At 60.7% G+C, this 21,941-nt stretch carries 23 protein-coding genes and 1 pseudogene; 16 read left to right on the forward strand and 8 right to left on the reverse strand.

Features of this window, described 5'->3' with window-relative positions; genetic code table 11:
- Positions 1-41: 41 nt before the first annotated feature.
- A complete protein-coding gene (locus AC0L4F_RS17135; RefSeq protein WP_244690473.1) occupies positions 42-1,490 on the reverse strand; it encodes an NAD-dependent succinate-semialdehyde dehydrogenase in 1,449 nt (482 codons plus the stop codon).
- Between the two features lie 235 nt (positions 1,491-1,725).
- Positions 1,726-2,169, reverse strand: coding sequence for a carboxymuconolactone decarboxylase family protein (locus AC0L4F_RS17140; RefSeq protein WP_244690475.1), 444 nt, complete (start codon positions 2,167-2,169; stop codon positions 1,726-1,728).
- Between the two features lie 82 nt (positions 2,170-2,251).
- Between AC0L4F_RS17140 and AC0L4F_RS17145 the strand changes: the two genes are divergently transcribed.
- From AC0L4F_RS17145 to AC0L4F_RS17200, 12 genes and pseudogenes are all read left to right on the forward strand, one after another.
- Positions 2,252-2,746: an Rrf2 family transcriptional regulator gene (locus AC0L4F_RS17145; protein ID WP_244690477.1), complete on the forward strand. Its 495-nt coding sequence runs from the start codon at positions 2,252-2,254 to the stop codon at positions 2,744-2,746.
- A 327-nt stretch (positions 2,747-3,073) separates the two neighbouring features.
- A complete protein-coding gene (locus AC0L4F_RS17150) occupies positions 3,074-4,228 on the forward strand; it encodes a muconate cycloisomerase family protein (RefSeq protein WP_244690479.1) in 1,155 nt (384 codons plus the stop codon).
- 61 nt (positions 4,229-4,289) lie between these two features.
- Positions 4,290-5,678, forward strand: a complete 1,389-nt coding sequence (gene benA, locus AC0L4F_RS17155) for a benzoate 1,2-dioxygenase large subunit (RefSeq protein ID WP_244690481.1) — start codon at positions 4,290-4,292, stop codon at positions 5,676-5,678.
- A gap of 13 nt (positions 5,679-5,691) precedes the next feature.
- Positions 5,692-6,212, forward strand: a pseudogene (benB, locus tag AC0L4F_RS17160) (benzoate 1,2-dioxygenase small subunit).
- A gap of 72 nt (positions 6,213-6,284) precedes the next feature.
- Complete coding sequence (locus AC0L4F_RS17165; RefSeq protein WP_244690483.1) at positions 6,285-6,488, forward strand: 2Fe-2S iron-sulfur cluster-binding protein; 204 nt, start codon at positions 6,285-6,287, stop codon at positions 6,486-6,488.
- Complete coding sequence (locus tag AC0L4F_RS17170) at positions 6,434-7,306, forward strand: ring-hydroxylating dioxygenase ferredoxin reductase family protein (protein WP_244690485.1); 873 nt, start codon at positions 6,434-6,436, stop codon at positions 7,304-7,306. The genes AC0L4F_RS17165 and AC0L4F_RS17170 overlap by 55 nt, the downstream gene beginning before the upstream one ends.
- Positions 7,303-8,082: a benzoate diol dehydrogenase BenD gene (gene benD / locus AC0L4F_RS17175; protein WP_244690487.1), complete on the forward strand. Its 780-nt coding sequence runs from the start codon at positions 7,303-7,305 to the stop codon at positions 8,080-8,082. The genes AC0L4F_RS17170 and benD overlap by 4 nt, the downstream gene beginning before the upstream one ends.
- A 41-nt stretch (positions 8,083-8,123) precedes the next feature.
- A complete protein-coding gene (locus AC0L4F_RS17180) occupies positions 8,124-9,299 on the forward strand; it encodes an ABC transporter substrate-binding protein (protein WP_244690489.1) in 1,176 nt (391 codons plus the stop codon).
- Positions 9,300-9,358: 59 nt separating this feature from the next.
- Positions 9,359-10,228 (forward strand): branched-chain amino acid ABC transporter permease, encoded by an 870-nt coding sequence (locus AC0L4F_RS17185; protein WP_244690491.1) that lies wholly within the window; start codon positions 9,359-9,361, stop codon positions 10,226-10,228.
- A 3-nt stretch (positions 10,229-10,231) separates the two neighbouring features.
- Positions 10,232-11,236, forward strand: coding sequence for a branched-chain amino acid ABC transporter permease (locus tag AC0L4F_RS17190; protein WP_244690493.1), 1,005 nt, complete (start codon positions 10,232-10,234; stop codon positions 11,234-11,236).
- Positions 11,229-11,972, forward strand: coding sequence for an ABC transporter ATP-binding protein (locus AC0L4F_RS17195; RefSeq protein ID WP_244690495.1), 744 nt, complete (start codon positions 11,229-11,231; stop codon positions 11,970-11,972). The genes AC0L4F_RS17190 and AC0L4F_RS17195 overlap by 8 nt, the downstream gene beginning before the upstream one ends.
- Positions 11,965-12,663, forward strand: a complete 699-nt coding sequence (locus tag AC0L4F_RS17200) for an ABC transporter ATP-binding protein (RefSeq protein ID WP_244690497.1) — start codon at positions 11,965-11,967, stop codon at positions 12,661-12,663. Before AC0L4F_RS17195 ends, AC0L4F_RS17200 begins: the two co-directional genes overlap by 8 nt.
- Before the next feature lie 102 nt (positions 12,664-12,765).
- On the opposite strand, the gene AC0L4F_RS17205 is transcribed toward AC0L4F_RS17200, so the two are convergent.
- The gene (locus tag AC0L4F_RS17205) at positions 12,766-13,656 is read right to left on the reverse strand and encodes a LysR family transcriptional regulator (RefSeq protein ID WP_244690500.1); all 891 of its coding nucleotides are present in this window, start codon (positions 13,654-13,656) and stop codon (positions 12,766-12,768) included.
- Between the two features lie 111 nt (positions 13,657-13,767).
- Complete coding sequence (locus AC0L4F_RS17210) at positions 13,768-14,643, reverse strand: dioxygenase family protein (RefSeq protein WP_244690502.1); 876 nt, start codon at positions 14,641-14,643, stop codon at positions 13,768-13,770.
- A gap of 337 nt (positions 14,644-14,980) precedes the next feature.
- Here AC0L4F_RS17210 and AC0L4F_RS17215 point away from each other — a divergent pair, with 337 nt between their 5' ends.
- Entirely contained in the window at positions 14,981-15,307 is a 327-nt protein-coding gene (locus tag AC0L4F_RS17215) for a hypothetical protein (protein ID WP_244690880.1), read from the forward strand.
- Positions 15,304-16,161 carry an alpha/beta fold hydrolase gene (locus tag AC0L4F_RS17220; protein ID WP_244690504.1) on the forward strand — a complete coding sequence of 286 codons (858 nt, stop codon included), beginning with the start codon at positions 15,304-15,306 and terminating at the stop codon, positions 16,159-16,161. The genes AC0L4F_RS17215 and AC0L4F_RS17220 overlap by 4 nt, the downstream gene beginning before the upstream one ends.
- A 28-nt stretch (positions 16,162-16,189) precedes the next feature.
- Here AC0L4F_RS17220 and AC0L4F_RS17225 read toward each other — a convergent pair whose 3' ends face one another.
- Positions 16,190-17,254: an AbrB family transcriptional regulator gene (locus tag AC0L4F_RS17225; protein ID WP_244690506.1), complete on the reverse strand. Its 1,065-nt coding sequence runs from the start codon at positions 17,252-17,254 to the stop codon at positions 16,190-16,192.
- A 73-nt stretch (positions 17,255-17,327) separates the two neighbouring features.
- Between AC0L4F_RS17225 and AC0L4F_RS17230 the strand changes: the two genes are divergently transcribed.
- Entirely contained in the window at positions 17,328-17,999 is a 672-nt protein-coding gene (locus AC0L4F_RS17230; protein ID WP_244690509.1) for a GntR family transcriptional regulator, read from the forward strand.
- Positions 18,000-18,100: 101 nt separating this feature from the next.
- On the opposite strand, the gene AC0L4F_RS17235 is transcribed toward AC0L4F_RS17230, so the two are convergent.
- Entirely contained in the window at positions 18,101-19,171 is a 1,071-nt protein-coding gene (locus AC0L4F_RS17235; protein ID WP_244690511.1) for an alcohol dehydrogenase family protein, read from the reverse strand.
- 70 nt (positions 19,172-19,241) lie between these two features.
- Between AC0L4F_RS17235 and AC0L4F_RS17240 the strand changes: the two genes are divergently transcribed.
- A complete protein-coding gene (locus tag AC0L4F_RS17240; protein ID WP_244690513.1) occupies positions 19,242-19,790 on the forward strand; it encodes a TetR/AcrR family transcriptional regulator in 549 nt (182 codons plus the stop codon).
- A 187-nt stretch (positions 19,791-19,977) separates the two neighbouring features.
- Here AC0L4F_RS17240 and AC0L4F_RS17245 read toward each other — a convergent pair whose 3' ends face one another.
- A complete protein-coding gene (locus tag AC0L4F_RS17245; protein ID WP_244690516.1) occupies positions 19,978-20,664 on the reverse strand; it encodes a D-lyxose/D-mannose family sugar isomerase in 687 nt (228 codons plus the stop codon).
- Positions 20,661-21,938, reverse strand: a complete 1,278-nt coding sequence (locus AC0L4F_RS17250) for an amylo-alpha-1,6-glucosidase (protein WP_244690518.1) — start codon at positions 21,936-21,938, stop codon at positions 20,661-20,663. Before AC0L4F_RS17250 ends, AC0L4F_RS17245 begins: the two co-directional genes overlap by 4 nt.
- Positions 21,939-21,941: the final 3 nt, after the last annotated feature.

The following is a 21,941-nucleotide window of genomic DNA, read 5'->3' on the forward strand; positions in this document are numbered from 1 at the left end:
TTGCGCCCCCCACCCGGTCTGAACCCGGTGGGGGGCAGAACTTACAGGCCGCCGATACAGACGTATTTGGTATCGAGATAATCCACGATGCCCTGGCTGCCGCCCTCTTTGCCGATGCCGCTGCTTTTCAGACCGCCAAACGGCGCTTCGACCGTGGTGATCAGCCCCTCGTTGATCCCGATCATGCCATATTGCAGCTGGGCATTCATGCGAAAGGCCCGGCCCAGATCCTGGGTATAGACATAAGCCGCAAGGCCAAAGTCGGTGTCATTGGCCGCCGCCACAAGTTCGTCTTCGGTGTCGAATTTGAACACCGCCGAGATCGGCCCGAAGATTTCCTCGTGGGCGATCTGCATGTCCGGGGTGATCCCGGTCATCACTGTCGGCTCAAACCAGTTTCCGCCCAATGGATGGCCTTTGCCGCCGACAATGACCTTGGCGCCCAGACCGGTGGCATCGTCGACCAGGCTTTTGATCTTTTTGAACGCCGCCTGATCCACCAGGGGCCCCTGTTCCACGCCATCGTCGCGACCATCGCCGACCTTCAGGGCGCTGGTGGCCTCGGCCAGCCGTGTCACGAATGCGTCGTAGATGCCGGATTGGACATAGATTTTATTGGCGCAGACACAGGTTTGCCCGGAATTGCGATATTTCGCGATCATTGCGCCCGCGACCGCGCGGTCCAGATCGGCATCATCAAACACCACAAACGGCGCGTTGCCGCCAAGTTCCATGGAAATCTTTTTCACCGTTTCCGCAGATTGCCGGATCAGCTCCTTGCCCACCTCGGTAGAGCCGGTGAAGGTGACTTTGCGCACCTTCGGATCGGCCATGATCGTGTTGCCGATGTCGCGCGCCGATCCGGTCACGATATTGATGACACCGGGCGCAAATCCGACGTCTTCGGCCAGCCGACCCCAGGCCAATGCGGAATAAGGCGTGAGGGATGCGGGTTTGACAACCGTCGTACATCCCGCCGCCAGCGCAGGCCCCAGCTTGCGCGCCAGCATGGAAGACGGAAAATTCCACGGGGTAATCGCGGCAACAACGCCGACCGGATGATGAGTGACCAGCAATTGACGCCCATTGACGGACGAGGGGACGATTTCGCCTTTGGTGCGGCGGATTTCCTCGGCAAACCACTGGATATAGGCCGCGCCAATCGCAATTTCGCCGCGCGATTCTGCCATCGGCTTGCCCTGTTCGAGTGTCAGCAACTCTGCCAGGGCTTCTTGATGATCCATCAGAGCATCGTGCAATTTGCGCAGCAACCCGACCCGGGTGTTCAGGTCGAGGGCGGAAAAGGCGGGAAAGGCGCTGGCGGCGGCATCAATGGCCTCCTTGGTTTCGGCGGCGCCGAATTTGGGCACCGTCCCGATCAATTCGCCGGTGGCCGGGTTGGTGACCTCTATCCCGTCCGATCCACTTGGGCCGCGCCATTCGCCACCGATCAGGTTGGCGTCGATTTTGAAGTACGAATAATCTGTCATTTCAGTCTGGCCTTTTCAAAGGGGCGAAAGGGGGCATCGACCCCGTCGTCAGGATCAAACGATCCTTTGACGGATTTCGCATATCGTCCGACGGCCTGCCCCGGTATCTCGAGATAGTCTTTTGTTTGTTGCTCAACAGACGCAAGCGAAAAAACAAGCCGTCGGACAAGAACCGCCGTCGCGGTAACGTGGCGCGAGGGGGCGGCGGTTAGATAGGCCGGGTTACCGGGCCACGTTACCGGGTCGGGTGTTCAAGCCGCGCCGCGACCCCCATCCGGTTCAGCATGTTGATGGCCCCGATGGCCACGGTCAGTTTGCCGACCTCGCTTTCGGAAAACACCGCTTTGACAGCATCAAAATCCCCATCGGGCGCACCGGTGTCTGCGATATGGGTCAGGCTTTCGGTCCATTGCAGCGCGGCGCGCTCTTGTTCCGAAAACAACGAAGATTTACGCCAGACCGCCAGAAGATGCAGCTTTTGCGGGGGAATGCCATCGGCCAGGGCCTCGGCAGAGTGCAGGTCGACACAATAGGCGCATCCATTGATCTGCGAGGCGCGCAGTTTCACCAGATGCAGCAATTGGCTGTCGAGGCCGCTTTCCCGGATCATCCGGTCCAGATCCAATATGCTGCGAAAGAGGTCCGGCGCGAGGGCGGCAATGTTCATGCGGGGGGTCATCTGGGGGTCCTTTCGGGGTTGTTTGCGAATCATGGATAGTTTATATCCACGATAGGGGTAAGATGTATGCGAGGTAAGTGCAATGCGGCGGTTGAGCGATGGTGTGGAAACGGCGCTGCATTGCATGTTGCTGCTGACCGGCGTTGACAAAGACCGGGCGCTTCCGGGCAAAAGTCTGGCGGAATTTCACGGCGTGTCGGAATCCTATCTGCTCAAACACATGCGTTTGCTGGCGGCACGGGGGGTGGTTGCGGCCATTCCCGGCCCCCGCGGCGGCTATCGGTTGGCACGTCCGGCCGGGGACATCACGTTGCTTGATATTGTCGAGGCCATCGACGGGCCGGGCCCGTCCTTTGTCTGTCGCGAGATCCGGCAGCGGGGCTGTGGCAAAAGCGCGGACCCCTGTGCCTACAAGTCAGATTGCTTCATCAAATCGCGGATGTTGTCGGCAGAAGCGGTCTGGCGCGATGCCCTGCGGGCCCAGTCCTTGGCCGATCTGGTTGCGGATGGCGAAACGATGATCGACCCGGCGGGCCAGGAGACGATCACCGCATTTCTGCAACGGGAACAGCGTTGATCATTGGTTAAATCGGGGCCTTTGCGGCCTTGAAAAGATATATTGATTTCAGACACCTGTCAGTCTTACTGCGCCGGTGATTGCACGGTCCTGTGTCCAGCCCAGTGCACGGTCCTGTGCGCGGTCTTGCGCGCGGTCCATCTGGATCGGCGACGCGGCCCCGGGCCGGTGGTTTCAACCCCATGACCGCCCCGCAAAACCCCGTGTCACAGCGGGTCTTTGTCCCGTCATGCCGCCCCAAGGTATCACCCGAGACCCGCCGCATCATCGACACAAGCGTCTGAAAAAGCGCAATCTTGGCTGCGATAGAAACAACCAGTTGCGGTGATGAGCGTGCCCAAGATTGACGACATCGAGACAATGATCCTCGATATTCCCACCATTCGCGGCCATGTGCTGTCGATGGCCACGATGCGGGTCCAGACCGCCGTTCTGGTTCGGATCAGGTTCTCTGATGGGTCCGAAGGTCTGGGCGAGGGCACCACCATTGGCGGCCTCAGCTATGGGCCGGAAAGCCCGGAAAGCATCCGCTCGGCAATTGATACCTATCTGGCGCCGGCGCTTGTGGGATGCGAGGGCGATCTGGTCAATGGCGCGATCCAACGCATGGACAAGCTGGTGCGCGGCAACCGGATTGCCAAGACGGCAATCGAAATCGCCCTGTGGGATGGATTGGGCAAGCGGCTTGGCGTGCCGGTGGCGACGTTGTTCGGCGGTGCGGTGACGACAAAATTGCCGGTGGCCTGGACCCTGGCATCGGGCGATTGCGACACCGACATTGCCGAAGCGCAACAGATGATCGCGGCGCGGCGGCACAATATTTTCAAGCTGAAGATCGGCAAACGCCCCGTGCGCGAGGATATTGCCCATGTGGCACGGATCAAACAGGCGCTTGGCGAAGATGCCAGCATCCGTGTCGACATCAATCAGGCCTGGTCGATGCAGGAGGCGCGCTGGGGGTTGAAGGGCCTGCAGGAGGTCGGCTGTGAGCTGGTCGAACAGCCGGTGCAGGCCCGCTATCTGAAGGCCCAGGCCGAGCTTGCCCGCAGTTACGAAATCGCCGTCATGGCGGATGAGGCGCTGAACGGGCCAGAGGATGCGCTGACCGTCGCAGGGCGGCGCGCGGCGGATGTTTTCGCGGTCAAGATTGCGCAATCCGGCGGTCTGAAACGGGCCTCGGAGGTGATTGCCATCGGTCAGGCGGCCGGGATCGCGCTTTATGCCGGGACCATGTTGGAAACCGGTCTCAGCACCGCCGCCGCATTGCAGCTGTTTTCGACGGTCACGACGCTGGAATGGGGGACAGAGCTTTTTGGGCCGCTGTTGTTGACCGAGGACATTCTGGCCACGCCCATCGTCTATCGCGATTTCTGTGTCGAACTGCCCACGGGCCACGGCATTGGCGTCACGCTGGACCCGGACAAGATCGCGCATTTTCGCCGCGACCGCAGAACACCGCTGAAAACCGCTGTTGGCGCCTGAGACACCGCTGACACGCATTTGTCCGGTCCGATGTGACCGGCCCAAAGGAGGAGACCCGAAAATGTTCACCCAATCCAATCTTGACGCGCTTGAAGGCCGGCTTGACGGTATCGTTCAGGACGACCCCGAAAACGGCGTGTTCCGCGCCCGCCGCGACATGTTCACCGACGAAGAGCTGTTCGAGCTGGAGATGAAACACGTCTTTGAGGGCAACTGGATCTATATGGCGCATGAAAGCCAGATCCCCGAGCCGGGCGATTATTTCACCCTGCATATGGGCCGCACGCCGGTGGTGATCACCCGCGACAAGGACGGTGAATTGCACGCGCTGGTCAATGCCTGTTCACACCGCGGCGCGATGCTGTGCCGGTTCAAGAAACGCAATCAGAAAACCTTTACCTGTCCGTTCCATGGCTGGACCTTTTCCAACACCGGCAAGCTGTTGAAGGTCAAAGACCCCAAGGGGGCCGGATACCCGGAACAGTTCAACAAGGACGGCAGTCACGACCTGACGCGGGTGGCGAAGTTCCAGAACTATCGCGGGTTTCTGTTTGGTTCGCTTAATGGCGATGTCGAACCGCTTGAGGAGTACCTCGGCGAAGCCTGCAAGATGATCGACATGATTGTGGATCAGTCGGACGAGGGGATGGAGGTGCTGCGCGGTGCGTCGACCTATACCTTTGACGGCAATTGGAAATTGCAGGCTGAAAATGGTGCGGATGGCTATCACGTTTCGGCGGTGCATTGGAATTATGTCGCCACCACCGCCCACCGCACAGCCGATGGCAAGGAAGATCAGATCAAGGCCACAGATGCGTCGAAATGGGCGAAACAGAAGGGCGGATTTCATTCCTATGTGAACGGTCACCTGCTGCTGTGGACGACATGGTCGGACCCGACAAACCGGCCGAACTATCCGCGTCTGGACGAATGGACCGAACAATATGGCCAGACCAAAGCCGAATGGATGGTTGGCGTGCTGCGCAACCTCTGCCTTTATCCCAATGTCTTTTTGATGGATCAATTTTCCAGCCAGATCAGGGTGTTCCGCCCGATCAGCGTCGACAAGACCGAGGTCACGATCTATTGCATCGCGCCCAAGGGCGAAAGTCAGGAGGCCCGGTCATTGCGCATCCGCCAGTATGAGGATTTCTTTAACGCTTCTGGCATGGCAACCCCCGATGATACCGAGGAATTCCGCGCCACCCAACGCGGCTATGCCTGCGGCGCCCATGCCAAATGGAACGACATCTGTCGCGGGGCGACACAGTGGATCACCGGCCCGGACGAAGACGCCAGGGCGCTGGGGATCAACCCGATCCTGTCGGGGGCACGCACTGAAGATGAAGGCCTGTTTGTGATCCAGCACAGCCAATGGTCCGAACGCATGGCCCGCGCCATCGCCAAAGAGCGCGAAACCGCGCCGGACGCACAGATGGCCGCTGAATGAGGAGGACACACAGATGACAACCCAAACACTTGAACGCCCCGCAATCACGCTGGGTTTCGACGAAATTCAGGCCTTTCTCTATGCCGAGGCTCGCGCGCTGGATGACCGCGAATGGGACCGCTGGCTGACGTTTTATCACGCCGATTGCCCGTTCTGGATGCCGGCCTGGATGATGAGGACAAGCTGACCGAAGATCCACAGAACGAAATGTCGCTGATCTATTATCCCAACAAATCCGGGATCGAGGATCGGGTGTTTCGTATCCAGACCGACCGGTCTTCGGCCACCTCGCTGCCGGAACCGCGCACCTCGCATAATCTTGCCAATATCGAGGTGCTGAGCCAGGAAAACGGCACCGTCAAGCTGCGGTTCAACTGGCACAATCTGAACTATCGCTATGGCAAGACCGATGCCCATTGGGGGACGTCGTATTACACGCTCGACACCACGGGGCCCACGCCGCTGATCACGTCAAAGAAGGTCGTGCTGAAAAACGACCGCATCCATCATGTGATCGACGTCTACCACATCTGATCGCCGCGACATCAACCGAACACGACCACCGCGCAGCTCTGTCAGGTTGCGCGGGCAGGGGAGGAGCATGCCATGACAACCTATAACGTTGCCCTGAATTTCGAGGATGGCGTGACCCGCGTCATTCAATGTGACGATGATGAAATGGTGACCGAAGCCGCCTTTCGCCAAAAGATCAACATTCCGATGGATTGCCGGGATGGGGTGTGCGGCACCTGCAAATGTCGGGCGGAAAGGGGGAATACGAGCTTGAATTCTATCTCGATGAAGCGATGACAGCGGATGAGGCGGCAGAAGGCTATGTTCTGACATGCCAGATGATGCCGCAAAGCGATTGCGTGGTCAGCGTGCCGGCCTCTTCTGCGGTTTGCAAGACCGCGCCAGAAGCCATCGAAGCCGAGGTCGTGGCCGTTGATCACCTGTCGGAAACGTCCTTTGGACTGCGGGTCAAACTGGCCAGGCCGATCGGGTTTTTGCCGGGGCAATACGTCAATATTTCGGTGCCGGGCACGGATGCGCAGCGGTCTTATTCCTTTTCCTCTGCGCCGGGGTCGGACGAGGGCACATTCCTGATCCGCAACCTGCCGGGCGGGGTGATGTCGACCTATCTGGGCCAACAGGCCAAACCGGGAGATGCCGTCACCCTGACCGGGCCGATGGGGGCATTTTACCTGCGCCCTATGGTGCGACCACAGGTGTGGCTGGCGGGTGGCACCGGGCTTGCGCCGTTCCTGTCGATGCTGGAACAGTTGACCGAACACGGCAGCGACCAGCCGATTACGCTGTATTATGCGGTGACGCGCGCCGCGGATTTGGTCGCGTTGGACCGGGTTCAGGCGCTGGCGGAACAGATCGGCACTGTCCGGGTGATCACCGTGCTGGCCGCAGACGAGGATGCGCATGAGCGCAAGGGGTTCGTGACCGATCACCTGACGGCGGGTGATCTGCATGACGGCGATGTTGATGTCTATCTCTGTGGACCGCCGCCGATGGTCGATGCGGTGCGGGGGCATATGGCGAAGCTGGGGGTCACACCGGCCAGCTTTCATTTTGAAAAGTTCAACCCCACCGAAGCGGCGGCAGAAGCGGCATGAGCGCCCGGTTCACGGACAAGGTCATGGTGGTGACTGGCGCAGCACAGGGCATTGGCCGTCGGGTGGCGGAACGCGCCGCCGCCGAAGGCGCCCGGGTGCTGATTGTCGACCGGTCCCCCGCGCGCAAGGACGTGGTCAAAGCGATCCGGGGCGCCGGTGGTGTGGCCGAGGCGATCTCGGTCAATCTGGAAACCTGGAGCGGCTGCGATAAGGCGATGGCCAAGGCTTTCGATCTTTGGGGACGGATCGACATTCTGGTCAATAATGTCGGCGGCACGATCTGGGCCAAGCCGTTTGCCCATTACGCGCCCAAGGAGATCGACGCCGAGGTCCGGCGCTCGCTGTTTCCAACGCTGTACTGTTGCCGCGCCGCCATCGACCACATGCTGCCGCGCGAAAGCGGCGTGATCGTCAATGTGTCGTCTATCGCGACGCGGGGTCTGAACCGGGTGCCCTATGCGGCGGCCAAGGGCGGGGTGAATGCCATCACCGCGAGCCTTGCCTGGGAAGTGGCCGAATGCGGCATTCGCGTTGTGGCCACCGCCCCCGGCGGAACCGAGGCCCCGCCCCGCGTCGTGCCGCGCAATGAAAATGCGGCGGTCGAACAGCCCGCGGATTGGTATCAGACCATCGTCGACCAGACGATCCAGTCCTCTTTCATGAAACGTTATGGAACGCTCGATGAACAGGCAGGCCCGATCCTGTTTCTGGCATCGGACGATGCGTCTTACCTGACCGGCGTCACGGTGCCGGTGGGCGGGGGCGATCTTGGATAGGCCCTGAGGAGGGGTCTTTTACACCAACTGGAGGAAACAACATGAAACGCACCATTCTGGCGGCCCTTGGGCTTGCCACCGGTATTGCTATGCCTGCTGCGGCGGCCGATGACATCAAGGTCGGCCTTTTGCTGCCGTTTTCCGGCGTCTATGCGGCGCTCGGCAATGAAATCGAAGCGGGGTTCACCCTGGGGCTTGATCACTTTGGCGCCGAGACCGAGGCGACCTTTTCCGTGGTGTCGCAGGATACCGAGGTCAAGCCGCCGGTGGCGCTTGGCAAGGCCAAGAAGCTGATCCTGCAAGACAAAGTCGATGTGATGGCGGGTATTGTCAGCTCCGGCGTGTTGGGCGCGGTGCGCGACATGGTGCATGGTGCGGGTGTGCCGCTGATCGTGGCCAATGCCGGCAATGATGCGGCCACCGGCATGGATTGTTCGCCCTTTATCACGCGGATGTCGTTTTCCAACGGTCAGGTCAATCGGCCCATGGGCACCTGGATGCAGGCGCAGGGCATCAACAAGGTCTACACGCTTGCCCCGGATTACGCCGCGGGCCGTCAGATGATCGACGGCTTTGTCGAAACCTTCACCGCTGCGGGCGGGGAAATCGTCGGGCAAGAGTTTACCCCGTTCCAGAAGACCCAGGATTTCGGCCCCTATCTGGCGCAGGCCAAGGCCAGCGGCGCGGATGCGGTTTATGTGTTTTACGCCGGGGGCGAGGCGATTTCCTTTGTCAAACAATATGACAGTTTCGGGCTGAAGGCCGATCTGCCGCTGTATGGGGCGGGTTTCCTGACCTCGCCGCTTTACGTCAATGCCGAAGGTCCGGCGGCCGAGGGTGTGATCACCGCGCTGCATTACGTGCCGACCATCGACAGCCCGGCCAATGCGGAATTCGTCGCCGCCTTTGTGGCCAAGACCGGGCGCGTCCCGTCGGAATTCGCGGTACATGGCTATGATGCGGCGCGGGCGCTGGTCGAGGCCAGCAAAACCGGCGCAAATGACCGGGCGACATTGGCGGCGGCGCTGCGCGGTGTCAGCTTTGACGGGCCGCGCGGCCAGATGTCGATTGATCCCGCGACCAACAATGTGGTTCAGCCGATCTATGTCTATGAAACGGTCGCTGGCGACACCGGCCTGACCCAACGTGTCCTGGCGCAATTGCCGGCCGAGGCCGATCCGGTCAACGGCTGTGCGATGCCCGCCATCAGCAATTAAGCCAAACCGGCCCGGCCATATGCGGTCGGGCCCACCCACCCCTCGGGAGGAGGTTACAAATGGCAATTGATCTTGGTTTCTGGACGTTGCAGGCGTTGAATGCGCTTCAGCTATCCATGCTGTTGTTTTTGCTGTCCATTGGTCTGACCGTGATTTTCGGGCTGATGCATTTCGTCAATCTGGCCCATGGCGCGCTTTATGCGCTTGGTGCCTATTTCGCGGCCTGGCTGGCGGCCTATGGCGGCTTTTGGTTGGCGTTCCTGCTGGCCCCTGTTGCGGTGGCCGGGGTTGGGGTGCTGCTGTATTCGGGTTTGATCAAACGCATGCGCAAATCCGGGCCGATGGCACAGGTTCTGGTGACCTTTGGGCTGATATTTGCGCTGCTCGATCTGACCCGCATTTTCTGGGGTGATCTGCCCCAGGTGCTGGACGCGCCAGCGATGCTGGATGGGCGGCTTGCCTTTTTCGGGATCGAATATCCCACCTATCGCGTCTTTATCATTGTGCTTGGTCTGGTGGTTCTCGCTGCGCTGGCCTTTGTCCTGGGCCGCACCCAGATTGGCGCGATGATCCGGGCCGGGGTCGACAATGATGCGATGGCGGCCTGTCTTGGCATCAATGTTGAAAAGCTGTTCTTTGTGGTTTTCTGTGTTGGCTGCGCCCTGGCCGGTCTGGCCGGTGCGGTGGCGGCCCCCTTGCTTAGCGTGACGCCGGAGATGGGGCTGCAAATCCTGATCCCGACGCTGATCGTGATTGTGATCGGCGGGTTGGGGTCGCTGAAAGGCGCAATTGCCGGGTCGCTGATCTATGGCGTCGTCCAGACATTTGGTGCCGTGCTGGCCCCACAGCTGGCCTCTGTTCTCATCTATGCCCTGCTGGCCGCCGTCCTGGTGATCAAGCCGACAGGCCTGTTTCCCGCGAAAGGATAAGCCATGTTCCGTCACACAGCTCTTCGATATGCGGCGCTTGGTCTCTTGGCCTCGGCCGCTGTGTTTCAGGCGTTTACCGCCGATTATTTCGGTCTTGAGATCCTGACAGAGATCCTGATCCTCGCCATGCTGGTGCTTGCGCTCGACATGGTTGCGGGGTTTGGCGGCATGGTGTCGCTGGGCCATGGCGCGTTGATGGGGGTCGGGGCCTATGGCTATGCGCTGTTGTCGACCATGGGCGGGCTTGCGCCGCCGGTTGCAATGGTTGGCGCAGTGCTTGTCAGTGGCGCGGCGGCCTGGGTGATTGGCGCGATCTGTGCCCGCAGCCATGGCATCTATTTCATCATGGCGACCCTGGCCTTTGGTCAGATGGCCTATTCCTATGTGTTCGAAGCGCCGATTTTCGGTGGTGACGACGGGTTGGGCGGGATTGTGCGGCCCGATCTGGGCGCTGTTGGGATGGATCTGAACGACAGCCGGACCTTTGTGTTGTTCTGTCTGGCGGCGCTGGCGCTGGTTTATGCTGCGGCGGTGGTGATCCTGCAATCCGGGTTGGGCCGGTCGATGACCGGGGTGATGCACAACGAACAACGGATGCGGGCCCTGGGGCTGACGGTTTGGCGGGTCAAGGCGGATGTCTTTGGTCTGTCAGGTATGATTGCCGGTCTGTCAGGCGTGTTGGCGGCGCAGCACATCCTGTATATTTCGCCGGGGCTGCTCAGCTGGACGGTCTCTGGCGAGGCGCTGGTTGTGGTGATCCTTGGGGGGTTGGGCACGCTGGTCGGGCCTTTGGTGGGCGCGGCGGCCTTTGTGGTGCTCAAACATGAAATCAGCGCGCTGACCACCTATTGGCATCTGGTTGTCGGCGTCATCCTGATTGCCGTGGTGATGAGCCGCGCCAACGGGATTTTTGGCTGGATCGAGGCGCGTTCGGCGCAATGGGGCGCGCGGCGCAGCGCCGACCCCCTGCATATTTCCCAAACCGAGGAGGCCCGGAGCGATGCTTGAAACACGCAATCTCGACAAGAGGTTTGGCGCGGTCCATGTGACGCGCGATGTCTCGATCAAGCTGGAGCGCGGCGAGCGCCGGGTGATCCTTGGCCCCAATGGTGCGGGCAAGACCACGTTGTTCAACCAATTGGTTGGCGAGCTGACACCGGACAAGGGCAGCGTGCATCTGGCCGGTGTTGATGTCACGGATTTGCCGGTGGCGAAACGCACGCGACAGGGGCTGTCGCGCAGCTATCAGAAAAACACATTGTTCGATGGGCTGACGGTGGCGGAAAACCTGGGGCTTGCGGCGGCGATCCACACGTCAAATGCCACCCGGATCTGGTCCGACAGCCTTGCCCGGCCAGAGGTGCAAGAGATTGTGCAGGACGTGGCCAATCAGGTGCAAGTGCTGCCCTATCTTCAGGCCAGGGTGTCGGAGATCAGCTATGGCGTGCGCCGGCAGCTTGAGGTTGGCGTCGCATTGGCCACCCGGCCCAAGGTGCTGTTGATGGATGAACCCACCAGCGGCGTCGGGCCGGAAATGGCCAAGGGATTTCACCGGCTGCTGAACGATCTGCCGCGTGATCTGACGGTGTTGATCATCGAACATGACATGGATCTGGCGTTTGACGTCGCGGATACGATCACGGTGCTGAATTATGGCGAGGTGGTGTTTGACGGCCAACCCGAAGCGGCGCGGGGATCGAAACTTCTGAAGGAAATCTATCTGGGGAGCTGGGAAGATGCTTGATCTGAAATCGGTGAACTCTGGCTATGGCGAAACCCAGGTGCTGTACGGCATGAACGTCACGGCGGCACAGGGCCGGGTGCTGGCGATCCTTGGCCGCAACGGTGCCGGGAAATCCACCACGCTGAAGACAATCATGGGGCTGTTGCCGACGAAATCCGGCACCATCACATTTGATGGCCGCCCCATCGCCGGACGTCCGTTCGACATTGCCAAATCCGGCATCGCCTATGTGCCGGAAACCCGCGACATCTTTCCATCGCTGACGGTGCGCGAGAACCTTGAAATCGCGGCAAAGCGTTTTGCGGGCGCAAAAGACGGCTGGACGATGGAGCGGGCCATCGACCTGTTCCCACGTCTGGGGGAACGGATGGACAATGGCGGCATGCAATTGTCGGGCGGGGAGCAACAGATGTTGTCCATTGCGCGGGCGTTGTTGATGAACCCGCGTCTGCTTATTCTTGACGAACCGACCGAGGGGCTGGCGCCGATCATCGTCAAGCTGATCCATGATAAGCTGCAAACGCTGAAAGCCGAAAGTCTGTCGATGATCCTTGTTGAGCAGAACTTTGGTTTTGCCACGTCGCTGGCCGATGATGTCGCGGTGGTCAGCAAGGGCCAGGTGGTCTGGAAGGGCAGCGCGCCCGAGATCCGGGCAGATGCCGCCGCGCAACAGGAATGGCTGGGGGTTTGAGCCCCGTGGTTTTTGCCAAGTTGTTTGCCCTGTCATTCACCCAGTCATTCGCCATGCGATTTGCGATGCGATTTGCCATGTGAGATGCGCGCGCGGCGGGTCTCAGAATGTCTTGCGCGCCACTTTTTGCGCGATCTTTACAAAGTTCTGGACGTGCACACCCTGTTCGTCCAGACGATAGTTCAATGACAGGTTGGTGCGGGCGATTTCGGGCTCGATTGTCAGGAACTTCATCCCGGTGCGCGGCGCCGAGGACACCGATTGCGGCACGATGCACACCCCTTCGCCGACGGCAACAAGGCTGAGCGCGGTCTGCAGATCATTGCACCAGATGCGCATCGGCACCGGGAACCCCGCCTCTTCACAGGCATTCAGCACGAAATCGGCATATCCGGGGCGGGGGCGCTCTGGGTACAGGATAAGATTATGGGTCGCCAGACGTTCCAGCCTGGCCACGGTGCGGGTGCCGGTTTCGATGACATCCGGCAAGGCCAGGATCAGCTTTTCCTCGATCAATTCGCGGGTCAGAAATTCGGAATCCTTCAATGCCGGGCGGGCGAACACAACGTCAAGCTCGCGCGAGACCAAGGCGCGGTGCAGCTGGGCATTGTTCATCGGAATGAGGCTCATGTTCACCTCGGGGAAATTCTTGCGGAAAGATTTGATGATATTGGGAAAAATTCCAAACGTGGCAGAGCCGACAAACCCGATCCGCAACCGGCCCTCGGCCCCCTGGCCCAGCCTGCGCACCTCCAGCTTGGTATCCTCAAGCTGGTTCAGAATTGATTTGCTGCGTTCCAGCAGCCGCTGACCGGCCTGGGTCAGGGTGATCGCACTGCGGCCACGATTGAACAGGATTGCGCCAAGATCCTGTTCGATCTGTTTGATCTGACGGCTGAGCGGCGGTTGCGCCATATCCAGCCGTTCCGCCGCCCGGCCAAAGTTGAGCTCTTCTGCCACGGCGATGAAATAGGTCATTTGTTTCAAGTTCATGCGCGTCTTCCCCCCGCGAAAACCATAGCCGCTTGCCGGAATAAAAAAAGCCCCCGCAGCAACGGGGGCCAAGACCGGGATCAGACCCGACCAACAGGGAGGGTGGTGGTTCTATTCCGCGGCAACCGCGCATTCACCGGCTTCGGACTTCAGCACAAAGTCGAATTCGAAATGCAGATCGGTGCCAAGCTCCTTGGGGGCGGGTTTGAAACGGCCAATCAGGCTGTCCTTGACCGCGAACACGCTGTCATTGTCCAGCCAATCGCTGTCGGCGTCATAGATCTGGCTGATCAAGGGGCGAAAGCCGGGTTTGGAAATGATGAAATGCATATGTCCGGGGCGGTAGGGATGGTGGCCCATGAACCGCAGCAATTCGCCGGCGGTCTCATTGTCGGGGATCGGATAGGGCACGGGGCGCACGGCGACAAAGGCATATTGGCCATTTTCATCGGTTTCGAACCGGCCGCGCAGGTTATATTCCGGCTGATCCGGGTCAAGGTTTTCATAGATCCCGTTTGGCGCGTCTTCCCAGACGTCGATGGTCACACCGGCAAGGCCCTTGCCCTCGGCATCGCGGATGTAACCTTCGAAATAGGCGGTTTCCTCGTTGTCGAAATGCTTTTGGATGATGGAGGCGCCTTTGGGCAGCACCGGCGGGTTTTCGCGGTAAAACGGCCCCAGCACGGTGGATTCACTTTCCGGGCCTTCCACGCGGTTGGATTGCATATCGGCCAGAACCTCAAGGCCGAGGATGTCGCCAAGCAGGATGAATTCCTGGCGGTTTTCATCACAGGTCGCCCCGGCACGGCGCAGGAATTCGCAACCTTCGATGAACTCGTCATGCTGGAGGTTCACCTCTTTGAAAAAGCCATGCATATGTTTGATGGCCGAGGTCATGATCTCGCGTTGGCGGTCGGTCACGTCGCCGTATTTGCCAAGGCTGGCGGTCACCACATCCGTGATGTTTTCATAATTGACGATGCCCATGGTCTCTCCTCCAAAATGGTGCTGTCTGATTGTTGCGGGGGCCTCCCCGCGTTTCCCTGCGATCCATCCTCGGGGATTTGATGGCCTGCGACCATGCCGCCGCCGGTATCGCTTGATACCCCGGCGGGACAGGTGCGGGACCGGTTCGGATCTGGGCGGGTGGCGGCGCATTCCTGGCGGTCCATCCGCCGCCAGAGTATTGCCCGATACCCGCCCCGGCATGGTCGCAGGCTGGTCCGGCGTGGCATCCTTGCGCGACACTTATGCCAAAGGAGGGCCCCCGGTGCTGGCCATTTTCCAAGATATTCAGGCCCGTTTGAACGACACACCCCACCTGATGCGGCTTGGGCGGTTGTTTTCGGAAACCGTGCTGATCGAGATCGACAGCGAAGAATTCTATCTGCGCTTTGATCGGGGTCGGCTGGTTGATGTCACCCCCGGACCCAGCCGCAAGACGCCCTGGCGTTTTGCCTTGCGCACCGATGCAGAGGCCCTGCACCGGTTCTGGTGCGCCCGGCCCGAACCGGGGTTTCATGACATCTTTGGTCTGGTCAAAATCGGCCGCGGGCGGATCGACGGCGACATTCTGTGCCTCGTCAAGAACCTGCGGTTTTTCAAGGACGTCATGGCGCTCGCGCGTCACAAGGAAGGGGTCACCGCATGAGCATCGAACCGATCACAGGCCGCTATCTGACCGTTGATGTCGCAGGCGCGCCCCGGCGGATTTACTTTGAAGAAGCCGGTCAGGGGCAGGCTGTTCTCTGTCTGCATACCGCTGGCGCGGACAGCCGCCAATGGCGGCATCTGATGAACGATGCAGAGGTCACCGCCACGCATCGGCTGATTGCCTTTGACATGCCCTGGCATGGAAAATCCCTGCCGCCGGAGGGGTTCGAAACCGAAGAATACCTCTTGACCACAGAGGCCTATATCGAAACCGTTCTGGCGGTGATCGACGGGCTTGGGCTTGAAAAACCGGTGCTGGCGGGCTGTTCGATGGGCGGGCGGATTGCATTGCAACTGGCGGCGCTGCATGGCGACAGGTTCAGTGGCTTTATCGCGATCGAGGCGTCGGATTTTCAAGCGGCCTGGTATGACATCGACTGGTTTCACCGCCCCGACGCCCATGGTGGCGAAATGGGGGCGGCGCTGGTGTCAGCCAATATTTCGCCCTTTGCCCCCGATCAAGAGCGGTGGAATACCCTTTGGATGTTCATGCAAAGCGGCCCCGGTGTGTTTCGCGGCGATCTGAGCTTTTATACTCAGGACAAGAGCCTGATTGACCGGCTGGGCCAGATAAAGACCGACAACACCCCGGTGCATCTGATCGTCGGGGCCTATGATATGACCTGCACGCCCGAAGATGCCCGGCGCACCGCGGCCGCCATTCCCGGGGCGACGCTTGCCGTCATGGACGAGCTGGGGCATTTCCCGATGAGCGAACACCCGGCGGGGTTCCGGCCCTTCTTTGTCGATGCATTGGGGCGTATGCCCAGGGCGCGCTCGCAGGCGGCCTGAGCCTTTTGGCGGATCGCTCGGGCTGTGGTCAGTCCGGTGATCCGTCCTGTGGCGCGGGGCGCATAAGGCGCGCGGCCAGCGGCGCGCCGATGATCACGATGACAACGCGCGTCAGGTGATGCGTGATCACATAGCCAAGATCCGCCCCCGCCACGATTGCCAGCACGGTCATTTCGGCCTGTCCGCCCGGCGCGAATGCCAGGAAGGCCGGCACCGGCAACCCCAGGCCCGCCATCGTGACCAGACCGGCGAACCCGGCCGCCAGCACCGCCAGCAAAAGAACATAGGCGATCCCCGCCGCCACCACCCGTGTGGCTTCGGCCCAAGTGACGCCGATGAATTGCACCCCGATCCCGCACCCGATCAGGAATTGCGCCACCAGAATGGCCTCGGCCGGGGGGCGAAAATGGATCACACCCGACAGCGACAGCGCCGCAGTGACGATCATCGGCCCAAGGATGGATGCGCCGAACAACCCGATCCTTTCGCCACCTTTCCAACCGACCAAGGCCGCAAGGGCCATGAGAACCAGCTCGTGCACCGGCAGGCTGGCCATTGGTGCGCCTATCGGGTTGCTCAGGGTTGCGCCGTATAATTGCGTCAGGATGATCGGTGCGACCGCCACGATGATCAGCACGCGGGTGGCGTGCACCAGCGACAATGCACGCGGATTGCCGCCCGCTTCGATGCCAAAAATCACCATGTCCTGCAATCCGCCGGGCATGGCGGCGTAATAGGCGGTTGGCGCGTCGAACCCCCAGACCTTTCGAAAGAAGGGCACGCCGACAAGGGCGATCATACAGATGAACACCGGGATCAAGGCGACCGAAAGCGCCATGCGCGGCAGTTCGGCCAGAACATCCGGCGTGACCGAGGCACCAACAGCAACCCCCAGAATTGTGCGCGCCGCAATCGAAACCTGGCCGAACCCCTTTAGCGGCACATGCAGCAAGGCCCCGACAAGACAGAATGTCATCGGGCCAAACAGATAGGGCAGCGGCAGGTCCAGCCACCAGAACAATGCGGTGCCCGCCAGGGCCAGAATGACGGTTGTGCCGCGGCTGATGGCGGGGTGGTGCAGATCCTTGCGCAAACGAGTTCCTCTGCGGCTTGACCCATGCTGCATACGCCTGTATCCAAATGTATGCAATATGGATGAACCTGAAATGCCCAACGATGACGACAGCGCCCCGCAGGGCAATGCCGCCTATATCAAGTTGCTGGATGCGCTGCGCGCGGGCCGTATCGGCCCCGGTGACCGGCTGCGCGAAACCGAGCTGGCGGAACAGTTCGGCGTATCCCGCACCCCTGTGCGGGAGGCCATTCGCCAGCTGGAGGCCGACGGCATCGTGACACATATCCCGCGACAGGGGGCCAGCATCCGAACCCTCGACTATGCCGAGGTCATGGATCTGTATGAAATGCGCGCGGTGCTGGAGGGCACAGCAGCAAGGCTGGCGGCGCGGGCCGCGTCGGATATCGAAATCGACGAGCTTTTTGATATGAACAAGGCCTTGGCCGAGGTCGGACATGGCCCGGAGGCCTTTGTCCTGAACCGGCAATTCCATGCCGCGATCCTGGATGCGGCCAAGAACCGGTTTCTGTCACGGTCGATCAAGACACTGCAAAAGGCGCTGATGATCCTTGGCCCCACCACCCTGACCGAACCGGATCGGTTTGAAAAAGCCGCCAGCGAACACATGGACATTCTGGAGGCGATCAAGGCGCGCGATGGTCAGCGCGCCGAAAGCGCGATGCGCACCCATATCGAAACGGCGCAGCGGGTGCGGGTGCGTGCCCTGCGGGCGCGACCGAGCTTTGACGGTGATATGCTGTAACCGGGATATGCCGGGCCGCTGGATAGAGCGATCCGCCAGACCGCAGGGTCAAGCACGGGTTAAAACACAGGCCAAATCAAGGGCCAGATTTGGGCCAGACGTCAGCCGGAAATCCTGATCCCGATCTTGCCCAGATGTGTTTTGGCCAAAAATGCCTCTTGCGCGGCGCGCAGATCACGCAAGGGGAAGGTCTCTGCGATCATGGGTTGGATTTCATCCGCTTCGATATAGCGGATCAGACCGGTGAAGACGTCCGGGGCCTGACGGGTGCTGCCGATCAGGGTCAGATCCTTCAGATAAAGCGTTCTGAGATCAAGCTCGACAATCGGGCCTGCAATGGCCCCCGAGGTCACGTAACGCCCCCGGACAACCAGCGCATTCAGCAATTCGGACCAGCGCGCCCCGCCCACAAGGTCCAGCACCACGTCAAAGGCATCTTCGGGCAGGGCAGCGTCACGGTCCAGAACGGCATCGGCCCCAAGCGCGCGCAGCGCCGCCATCTTGGCCGTGCTGGTCACAGCCGTGACATGCGCCCCCCGCCGTTTGGCCAGCTGCACCGCCGCCGAACCAACCCCGCCAGAGGCCCCGGTGATCAGCACCCGTTCGCCGCCCAGGGCCGCCCGCTGGATCATGCCCTCGGCGGTGGAGAAAGCGCAGGGAAAAGACGCAAGCTCGACATCCGTGCGGGGGCTTTCTATCTGCAGCGCATGGTCGGCATCGACGCAGGTGTATTCGGCGAAACCGCCGTTCAATTCCGATCCAAAAGTGACAAGCGTGTCGGGCCCCGCGCCTCTGGGGCGATGCATTGGCCGCACCAACACGCGTTGGCCCAGACGCGCGCTGTTGACGTCCGCGCCGACGGCCACAATCTCTCCGCAGCAATCCGCGCCCTGAATGCGCGGAAAGCTGAGCGCCCCGGACCAGCCGCCATCACCATCCGACAGGCCGCCATATCCATCAGTGGCCGCTATGGCGGTGTCGCCCCGCACGGATTTGGAATACCAGCCGGTGCGCGTGTTCACATCCGTATTGTTCACCGAAGAAGCGCCAACGCGGATCAGCACCTCTGCCGCGTTGGGGCGGGGAACCGGCATATCGTCGCGCCATTCCAGCTTTTCCAGCCCGCCGTGACCGGTCAGCACAACGGCGTTCATTGTTTCGGGAAGGGCCATTGCTGTTTTCTCCGGTGTAGAATGATCGCTCTACTTGCGTGTGTAGAGCGAGCGTTCTACATGGTCAAGCATGACAGATACGATGGGCAAGATCTCGGCAGGATTAGAGCGCGCTTTTGCCAGCCGCGGCTTTGCCGAGCCGAGCGTTGATGACCTGCGCGACGCTGCGGGCGTCAGCCTGCGCACCTTGTACAAATACACGCCTTCGCGTGCGGAAATGGTGCTTGCGGCGCTGGAGTTTCGCCACCGCCGTTATCTTGTCCATGTGTTTGACGGGCTGCCGTCAGATCCGCAGAGGGCGCTGGACGCGATTTTTGGTCGTGTGGGGGATTGGATGGCGACCGAGACGGCGCATGGCTGTCTCTTTCATGCGGCTGTCGCGGCGGATCCGGGCAGCGCGCCGCTCCGCGGTTTGCTGGACCGTCACAAGGCAGAGGTGGCGCAACGTGCCGCGGAGGTATGCGATTTGGCGCGCGCCGAAGACGGCCAGCAAACGGATGCGGGCACGGCGCTTCTGTTGATCCTTGAGGGGTTGACCCAGACCTGGCCGCTGCGGGGCAGGGCGGCGGTCGATGCCGCCAAACAGCTGGGTCAAATGCTGCACCAATCTGCGCATTGATCGGCCATTTCCGGTTTCGCGGCCCTGTTGTTGCGGGCTCAAACGACCGTTGCCGACCAAAACGAATTGTGCCCCGGATGTCCGGGGCACGCGATGGATCTTTGATCTGCTGTCCGGCTGGTGTCAGCCTGATTTCTGGTCCCGCGCGGGCAAATTAATCTGTCGCCTGGCGCGGGATGCGGGGCGGTCAGCCCAGCCAGGTCTGGTAATCGCTGACCAACAGATGCTTTGGATCGGTGTCTTCTTCGATTTTGGCAAAGCGGCCGATGGGATCGCGAAAGATATTGTCGGTTTCGTCGTCGTTCACGGTCGACACTTCACCAATCAGAACATCGCCGCCCTCACCCCAGAACGCATGCCAGTCGCCGGGCATCAGCGTGACGCTTTCCCCCGGTGCCAATTGCAGCTTTTCACCCGGGGCATAATCGCGCTGAATACCGTCGCAGAACACGGTGCCGCCGCGATCTTCGGCAAATTTGCCCTGATCATCCGATCCGAAAAGCTCTACCACCAAAGTGGCGCCGCCGCGGTTGATGATGTCCTCGGCCTTGATCACATGGGTGTGCATCGGGCTCAGCTGATCCTGACGCGAAATCAGCAGCTTTTCGGCATAACACATGCCGCCACCGCGTTGAAGATCGGCCAGCCGCCCATTGCGCAGGGTAAACAGGAACAGGCCCATCTTGTCGAAATCGCCATCGCCGTAATCCGTGATGTCCCACCCATTGCGCGCGTCGATCACATTGCGGGCCTTGTCCTTGTTTGCCTTGAACTCTTCCGGGGTCCAATAGGCAAAAGGCGGCAGAACAAACCCGAATTGACGCATCATGTCGTCGGCGTTCTGAATAATATCATTGATACGGGAGCGTTTCATGCTGCGACCTCGTGGGTTTCAAGAATTTCAATCACCATTGCAGCAGTCCAAGTAAAATGCGCGCCACCGCAGGGTTCTGCGGTGATCGGGTCGTAATATTCGGCAAAGCCGCTTTGATGAATCAGCCGAACACAGTCGGCCATGATGCGGCTGACCATATCCATTTGTCCGGCGCGTTCCAACCCGTCGGCGATCATGTAATTGACGATAAGCCAGACCGGCCCACGCCAATAGCGCAATCCGTCAAATTCCGGCATGGTTGGATCGTGGCTGGGCACCAGATAGCCGCAGGTTTCGGCCAATGTCGCGATCCGGGCCGACAATGCGGCGGTCCTTTCGGGCGGGAGCGGCGCAAAAGCCGCCAGAATGCCGGCAATCGACGGGCTGTCGATCAGGCGGTCAATGGTGCGATCAAGACACAGATACTGGCCGCGTGCACCGCACCAGAGCGTTTCCATCGCCGCGCTGCCGCGATCTGCCATGGCCTGGGCTTGTGCGGCGATCTCTGGCTCGTCCAGTTGTTGGGCAAGTGCGGCCAGATCGGCGCAGGACCGGATCAGGATTGCGTTGAAACCGGGATCTACCACCTGAAAGGGCGAAGCATCATGAAGCTGGTCATTGTCCCAGCCCAGCTCGCGGAAGCGCTGTACCAGCCAGATGTAGCGTTTGTATTGTTCGTCGGTCGGGCGGTGCGCCGGATTGGCATGGGTGGTGTCGCGCCGGGTAAAGGGCTGTACCCCCTCGGTCGGGACACGTTCAAACGCCTTGTCCCAGTCGACCGAATTGTCACGGCCGGATTCCCAGGGGTGAATGATGGCGACCAGCCCGGTGCCCTGGGGGTCACGGCAGCGAAAGAACCACTGATGCCAGGCATGGATGCGCGGCAGCAAGGCACGCGCGCGTTCGGTTGCCAGTGTCTTGTCGCGGGCCCGTTCGAAAATCCGCCGCGCGGCAAACCCCGTTACCGGGGGCTGGGTAATCCCGGAGGTCGGTGTGGGCCGCTGGGTGCCCCAGACCTCAGGCCCCGGAAAATACCCTTCGTCCATCTGATGAAAGATGATGTGCGGCACCATGCCGTCATCCCATTGATGTTCAAAGAGTGTGGCGATCTCGGTCCAGGCACGGGCCTCGTCGAAATGGGCAAATCCCAGCGCGCTCAGCGCACTGTCCCAGTTCCACTGAAACGGATAAAGCCCATGCGTCGGCACAGTATAGGTGCCACGATCATTGTCGCGAAGCACCTGCTTCGCGTGTTCAATCAGTTCATTTGTCATCAA

The organism is Marinovum sp. J2-8, assembly GCF_055808435.1.